This is a genomic window from Methanoculleus sp. UBA303, from assembly GCA_002501655.1.
Lineage (GTDB): Archaea > Halobacteriota > Methanomicrobia > Methanomicrobiales > Methanoculleaceae > Methanoculleus.
Genome location: DANY01000035.1, coordinates 61,083 through 67,163 on the forward strand (window position 1 = coordinate 61,083; position 6,081 = coordinate 67,163).

Annotated in this window: 6 protein-coding genes and 1 pseudogene; all 7 read right to left on the reverse strand. The window is 55.7% G+C overall.

Going from position 1 to position 6,081, the window contains the following annotated elements:
* Window positions 1-682 precede the first annotated feature (682 nt).
* Window positions 683-1,447: a DUF364 domain-containing protein gene (locus BP846_RS08590; protein WP_292394430.1), complete on the reverse strand. Its 765-nt coding sequence runs from the start codon at window positions 1,445-1,447 to the stop codon at window positions 683-685.
* Window positions 1,448-1,450: 3 nt separating this feature from the next.
* Window positions 1,451-2,485, reverse strand: a complete 1,035-nt coding sequence (locus BP846_RS08595) for an ATP-binding cassette domain-containing protein (protein ID WP_292394431.1) — start codon at window positions 2,483-2,485, stop codon at window positions 1,451-1,453.
* A complete protein-coding gene (locus tag BP846_RS08600) occupies window positions 2,482-3,174 on the reverse strand; it encodes a GTP-binding protein (protein WP_292394432.1) in 693 nt (230 codons plus the stop codon). Before BP846_RS08600 ends, BP846_RS08595 begins: the two co-directional genes overlap by 4 nt.
* A gap of 666 nt (window positions 3,175-3,840) precedes the next feature.
* Entirely contained in the window at window positions 3,841-4,878 is a 1,038-nt protein-coding gene (gene mtrH, locus BP846_RS08605; RefSeq protein WP_292394434.1) for a tetrahydromethanopterin S-methyltransferase subunit H, read from the reverse strand.
* Between the two features lie 15 nt (window positions 4,879-4,893).
* A complete protein-coding gene (mtrA, locus tag BP846_RS08610; RefSeq protein ID WP_292394436.1) occupies window positions 4,894-5,631 on the reverse strand; it encodes a tetrahydromethanopterin S-methyltransferase subunit A in 738 nt (245 codons plus the stop codon).
* 1 nt (window position 5,632) lies between these two features.
* Window positions 5,633-5,845 (reverse strand): tetrahydromethanopterin S-methyltransferase subunit F, encoded by a 213-nt coding sequence (locus tag BP846_RS08615; RefSeq protein ID WP_292394438.1) that lies wholly within the window; start codon window positions 5,843-5,845, stop codon window positions 5,633-5,635.
* A 5-nt stretch (window positions 5,846-5,850) separates the two neighbouring features.
* Window positions 5,851-6,081 (reverse strand): annotated as a pseudogene (locus BP846_RS08620) (tetrahydromethanopterin S-methyltransferase subunit A); the annotation flags it as partial.

Here is a 6,081-nt window from a genome sequence, read left to right on the forward strand (position 1 = left end):
GGGCGAGGGCAGTCATGGCGATAACCAGCGGGAAGCCGCGCCAGGGGGGGTGCCGGCAGCGGTTTCCCTGAGGGGTCAGATGCGGTTCAGGAGTTAGCCAGAACCCGGCTCTTTCCCCGGATCTCTCCGTGCAGTGGACCGTGGTGGCTATCGCCATGGGGGGTGGGACTGACGGGGAGGGGGCAAGCCCCCTCCCCTGTCTCTGCCTCGTGTCTTCAGCGTCCAGGCTCAATTCCTCCAGATTGCCGTCCACCTGTAACCCCCTCCCCGCAGGTGGGTGCCCGTACGTTCCTCCTCAAAGCCCCCGCCCTCCGGGGGCGGGGACGGTGAATGGGGATATCCGGGGAAAGCCGTGCCCGGGGATGCAAACGAAGGATGTCGCAGCATTGCCGGGTGAGGTTGTTCTGCGCATTCTGCAGGACATAGAGGCTCTATCTGCAACGCCGTTGCCGCCTGGTGTATGTAAATTAAGCGGAGCAGAGCATCTCTACAGGATTGGGGCAGGAGATTACCGATTGTATACGCTCTGCATCATGAGGAGCTGGAGGTCATAATCTTCTATGTCCGCCACCGCCGCACTGCATATCGTGGGTTGCGACTGGGCATCCTGGACATTCAGCCCCGGATCCGGTCTTGATACCGGCTATTTCCCATGAGATACAAAGAGACGCTGCAACCTCCGTCAAATCCCGGGGCGAAGATACTGCACCTTCATCCCTGCCCCGAAGATCCTCCGGCTTTCCGCTCCTGCAAGAATCCGTTTGGCGAGTGCAACATCGGTTGCGACAAAACCTGACAGATCTGATACGCCGTAATCGAAAAATACTGAAGACAGGGGAGTTCCCGGACCTACGATTGTCACCATCTCTGCATTTTCCGAGAGCTCAAGAAGCCGCGGCATACTCTTGTCGCCGACAGCGGCACAGGTCAGGAACGCATAATCGCATTCAGGCAGCAGATACTCGCAGGCAGAATACGGATAATCTCCTTCCTGTGGGTCCCACTCAACAATACTCATGTCACAGACAGGGGCAATCAGTTTTTCAAGGAACGGAAAATGGCCGACAACACAGACCTTCTTTCCCTTCACGAGATTCTGGGATTTGATGAACGGGTCTTTCAGCCGTTCCTCGACCCGCTTCTTTTCTGCAACCTCGATTCCCGCTCTCCTCGCGGTATCCGGATGATTGTACCACGCGTTGATCGCCGAATGGCCGATTGATGCTTCCAGCAGATTCCAGGACTTCACACACCCGGCTACCTCTTTTAACGGTTTTCCAATCCTGTTTCCTGTCATCATCGGGGCACGCTGGATATAATCGCGGTATCCTGCAAAACCGATGCCGCCGTTTGCCTCGACATACGTCATCTCCCCGCCGACGACGATATCATCGACGATAATATCGTCAGGGATCCGTTCAATCAGTGCGTCATATAACTCCCACATACATCATCTCTCCTGAAATTCTGGAATACTCTCTTTTGTGACGATCCCTCCTCCCCGGAGCTGATTACGGATATCCAGGAGGACGGAGTCAATCGCCTCAATCTTCTGGAGTGTCTGCTCCTCTTCCGCAGTCGTTTCAATCACTTTTGCAATACCTCCGTTCCTGATGACAATCCGCTTATCAGCACGGAGGGCGAGAAGCGGATCATGCGTCGACATGAGGACAATCTTCTCGTTGCCGACAAGGAGTTTGACCGCCTCTCGCCGGTCGATTCCTGCATTCTCGAGTTCGTCAATAAGGATAATCGGGGATGAACTCAAAAGAGCGGTGTCGGCAATCATCAGTGACCGCGACTGCCCGCCGGAGAGCTGGGTGACTTTTGTATCAAGCGTAAATTTCTCACCTGCCAGAGAATTGGCAACTGCAAAACACTTTTCCACAACCGCGGCGGACCCGGAGATCATCCGGCTTTTTGCATGCATCTCCAGAAATTCCTGCACAGTTAAGTCCATGACGAAGTTCATGTTCTGCGAAAGCTGGGCTACCAGTTTCCCTCCGGCGGAGAATCTCTTATTGAGATCAGGAACCGAACCGTTGATGAGAATCTGCCTTGCGGTCGGCGTATCGCGCTGGGCAAGACACTCAATATCCTCAAGCAGCCTGCTTTTTCCTGAGCCTGTAGGACCGACAATGCTTACGACTTCGCCGGGTGTTATCGTCAGCTCGACCATCTCGGGTCTTCCCGCCTTATCCCGCCCGCCGAGGATCGTAATGGAGGAAATTACCTCAACAGAACCCTTCACCCGGGAAAATGCCTCAAGAAAAGCACAGAAGTGGAATATGACATCCTCGCGGTCAAGCCCGAACTCCTCAAGCATATCCTCATCGACATCCTCCAGGATCTCAGGGAGTGTTTTGGTTTCATCAACCCCCCCCAGCCGCATGTTGGCCAGGTAATCAACCGCAAGAGGATAACGACGAAGGATATCGCCGATTGGCACGGCAGAAATCTCTGCAGCATAATCAAGGGCTTTCATACGTCGTCAAACTCCATTCTTTTGACCATCCCCATCTGGTACATCTCTCCGATAAGGGTCTCGCCGGTACAGTACGAACATATGGCAGCAGGCATGGTGAATCTGAGTTTGCGGTCGCGAAGCGTCTGGATATCAAGGGCATCCTGCCAGTAGCGGGCAAGCATAAACGCTCCCTGGCCGGTGATTCCGTTGACGAAAAGAACAGTTGCCGATGCATTGACCTCACGGATATTGAAGGCAAAAACCTCGCGTTCTGCCTGGGAGACAACATCTCCTTTGGTGACAACGATAATATCGGCATATTTCAGCATCGGACCGATCTTCCTCGGCGTGTTGACGCCGGAAAGATTGTCGATTACACAAACCGACAAAATACCGTTCACGTATGGGGAGCACCGGTTGCAGAGACCTGCACTTTCTGTGACAAGAACCGACAATCCCTTTTTCATACCCCATTCAACCGCCCCTTCAACATTGCTGATGAAATGGTGATCCGGACAGATCTTTCCGGCAAAAGCAGTCTGATTGGGTATCTGCTGTTCATCATAGCGTTGGTGATCAAAGGAGGTGAGCGAGTCAAACTTCACAACACCTACGCTCCCTTCGGGTAGCCCAAGGGCTGCAATGGTCTTGAGGATCACAGAGGTCTTCCCTGAAGATGGAGGGCCTGCAACAGTAATCAGCTTCATGGCGTCGGTGCTTTGTTATGGGGTGCGTGAATGTATAATGTTTACTAAAATCAATTACTTAATGCAAACTAATTTACGGGGGGCAGGCCGAAGGCCCTCCTTCAGTGGGGGATGAATGCCGTCCGCTGAAGACAGTGACCAATCATGAAACAGTATACACCAACTCTTTATAATCGTCTAGTGGACCGTGTCATCTTATTTTGGAGGTTTTGGCGTGTGCAGGAACGGACAATTATGGCCTCACACGAAGGGGGAGTGCAGGAAACTGGGAAGTTTCGGCTTTGTTGAATCCCCCTCTGGGTGCAATCCCGGGGACACGGCTTCCCACCAGGTATCGCCATGACTGCCCCCGCCCCCCGGGGAGGAGGCCGGAGGCAGGGCGGGGTGGGGGGACGGAGCGTATCGCCCAGGGCGGGGAGGGATGAAGACCCAAACAGGGTTTCAACAGCGCCGAAATTTCGCATCTACGGCAGACTGAACATGGGCTTATGCGGAAGGCTGCGAAGGGTGCGACACGGTATTCATAGAGTTAGATGACAAAGAGCACTAGTTTGCCCGGTTTGCCGGCGCTTGATTACGCAGAGGCCGGTGTCCTTGCAGAAGGGTGTTATCACGTGAAGTGGGTCGGCCACGGTGAGAGCCGGGCGGCGACTAAAAAAAAGGGGGTTATACTAGTTTAAACAGCGGGTGAGTATCGACCTTGGGCTCGATACCGAGGTCCCGCACCGCTTCCAGCACAACGATGTCGGCATAGGCCTGTGCGGTGATCATCGCCTCGACGTTCTCGATCGGGCCGTACATGATCAGGTCGGCACCGAGTGTGCTTGCAACCATGTTGCACCCGATATCGGGTGCAGACCAGGCCGCCTGGCGCAGTCCGTCCGTACCGCCGAGATAGTGGTGCGTGAGCTGCTTGATAAGGGCATCTTTGCCCTCGAGGCCGGCCAGCTGCTGTGAGGGAACTTTCTTCGTTCCCTTCCACCGCTTCAGCCAGGTCCAGGAGACGGTCATGTTGTGGTAGGCACCACCGGTGGGGAGACCGTGGATCGCCTTGCAGGCGAGGATCTCACGGTACGAACCGCCGGAGCCGAGGCCGAGCGGGGTCGCTGCGGTATCGAGGATCGGGCGGGTAATGCCGCACTTCTCTGCGATCTCGAGCATTCCCATCTCCTGTCCGGCGACGCCACCCTCGACCAGAACCTTCTCACGACCGGCGACCGACGGGTCGGCGGGGTTGAAGGCGAGGACGATGGCTGCGCTCACGTCGCTCTTGGCCAGTGCCTCGATGTTCTCCGGTCCGATCGAACCGTTGATCGAGTTGTAGATCGCACGATCGGCGATGCCCGCCTGGGTGACGTAATCGCACGCATGGGCGAGCGCCGCCGGGACGGAAGAGTCCATCAGGAACGCGGTCTTATCATCGATGCTGCAGAACCAGTCGATGTAACTCTCGAAGGCCTCACCATACTCCCCGATGATCTGGATGAAGTGCGGAATGCCGGTGATATCTGAGAGTTCCTGGCAGCGATTCCAGAGCGCCTCTGCCACGGGTTTATCAATCTTTCCGGTGTGGTCATCCAGGACAACTTCGTGCTTGTTGTAGAAGATGGATGCACCGAGCACGGTCGGGTATTCTCCAGGCTGCCCGCCGATCTTGGTACCGTTAAAGTCGTGTACCGTCTGCTCTTTTTCGAATTTGAACATATTCGTCAATCCTCCTTACAGGTACCCAACTAACTTGGGCAGTAATACCAACAACATCATGAATACAATCAAACCTGCAACTAGTCCATACAGGATGCCGATATCGCGCCCGACTTTTCTTCCGACGCGCTGGGCTATCTCTGCATCGACGAACTCGATCCTCTCCTCGATAGCGTTGAGCCGCTCCTCGATCTCAAGGAATTGCGGGTTTGCGCCTGCGGCGGCAACTTCCGCCGCGCCGCCTGCTTCCTTGACCTCGACGATCATAGGTTCTGCGGGGAACGCACCAGGGTCCTTGGCCTTGAGTTCGTTGATCTTGGCCTTGATGGTGCCCATATCCTCGCTTTCCATGATGTTGACCATCTCGATCTGGTCCTGGAAGCGCTTGATTGCATCGTCGGTGAGGTTCTCGATGAACGGGATGGCTCCCTGGGCTCCAACGATCTTGCCGCCAGAGACACCGCCGGCATGGAGTGCTATGAAACTCTGACCGGAGAGATGCCCCTTAACCTCCGTACCACAGCAGAGGATGAACCTGATGTTGGGGTTGGAGATGACGTTTGCGATGATCTTCTCGATGCCGAGGTTCTCGGTCTTACAGGACCCGGCGATTGCCGCTCCGGCATCGCAGATGCCCTGTTCATCGAGGTGGGATCCCATGGTGACGACGGCGACGCAACTCTGCGCATCTCCCGTGTGGAAGTCGCCCTGAGCAATCGGCCATCCGCTGGCCGGTGATTTCTTCTCAACCATGTTAGATCGCCCCCAGTATCAGCGCTGGAATCAGGATGCAGAGCATGATGACGCCGAGCCCGACTGCGAACCCGAGGAGCCCCATGCCCATGATGCCTGATTCGAGTTTGGTCGTGCGGGCAAGGATCTGTGCCTTGTACCGGATGGCGTCCATCATTCTGTTGATCGAGGTCATCCGGATGGGGCCTGCTGCCTGTGTAGTTTCTTCTGCCATCTATCTCACCCCAGCAAAATGAATCCCAGGATCACGAACGATACGATCAGGCCGATCATGAGACCCTCGATCTTGCCCGAGTAGACACCAGCGGCAAACTTGTTGCGGTAGCCGATGTCGGTGACCATCCGCTCGATGACCTTCATCCGTGCGTGTATCAGTGCCAGTTCACCAGAGAGCGGCTGCACCTCGCCGGTCGCTTCCTCTGCCTCACCGCCTGCTTCCTTGACCTCGAC